General features: G+C 38.5%; 2 protein-coding genes. One reads left to right on the forward strand and one right to left on the reverse strand.

Annotated features, from left to right (window positions below; genetic code table 11):
* Positions 1–162: GTP-binding protein (locus DYY66_RS06570; protein WP_166287308.1), on the reverse strand; the 162-nt coding region annotated here is incomplete at its 3' end.
* Positions 163–367: 205 nt separating this feature from the next.
* Between DYY66_RS06570 and DYY66_RS06575 the strand changes: the two genes are divergently transcribed.
* Positions 368–951: menaquinone biosynthesis family protein (locus DYY66_RS06575; protein ID WP_166287310.1), on the forward strand; the 584-nt coding region annotated here is incomplete at its 3' end.

Here is a 951-nt window from a genome sequence, read left to right on the forward strand (position 1 = left end):
TGCTTGGCCTGCAACAGATGGACTGATGATACCACTTGATGCCAAAAGACTATCACTCATTGTAGTCTTGCCATGGTCTACGTGTGCAATGACTCCAAAGTTGCGAATGTTCTTCTTGTTACCAATAATGCTCAGAATCTGATCTGTTGCCTTGAATTTCATGGTTTAGCTAAATCCTTTTCTAGCCGCTATTAAACGTTTAGAAGAATTATAAAAAAAATTGATGGATCATGGAAGATCTAGAGTTTCATGTTTTGTAATACAAGATCTTGTTTCGATTTTGTTACAACAAGTTGCCAAAAGTTTTGTAATTTTATAGAATATATCAAAACTTGATTTTTATTATAGACTCTAAGATCACCCCTTGTTGGATATTACAATAGGGCATACACCTGATGCAGATGACGCTTTCATGTTCTACGGTATGCTAAGCGGCAAAGTTACCTCACCTCACTTTAACGTAAAACACGTTGTAGAGGATATCGAGACTCTTAACAAGCGTTCCTTAAAGCACGAGCTTGATGTGACTGCAGTGTCTGCCCATGCGTGCGCATACCTTGATGAATATACAATACTTCGAAGTGGTGGAAGTTTTGGCAAAGGTTATGGTCCAATCGTAGTTGCAAAACAAGACATGGATGTAAAAAAATTACAAAGCTCAAAGATTGCAATCCCTGGAAAACTAACTTCGGCATTTTTACTGTTGGAGTTGATGATTGGCAAGTTTGAATATACAGAAATGAAGTTTAGCGATATTCCAGATGCAGTGGCAAGTGGACAGGTCGATGCAGGCCTTGTCATACATGAAGGACAGATTACATATGACCAAAAAAATCTTGTAAAACTTTTAGATGTTGGGTCGTGGTGGAGAGACAGCACTGGCGGACTGCCTGTGCCACTTGGAGTAAATGTAATGAGCAACCATTTTGGAATTGATACAATCAAAAAGTT

It is taken from the genome of Candidatus Nitrosotalea sp. FS (genome assembly GCF_011319475.1).
Taxonomy (GTDB): domain Archaea; phylum Thermoproteota; class Nitrososphaeria; order Nitrososphaerales; family Nitrosopumilaceae; genus Nitrosotalea.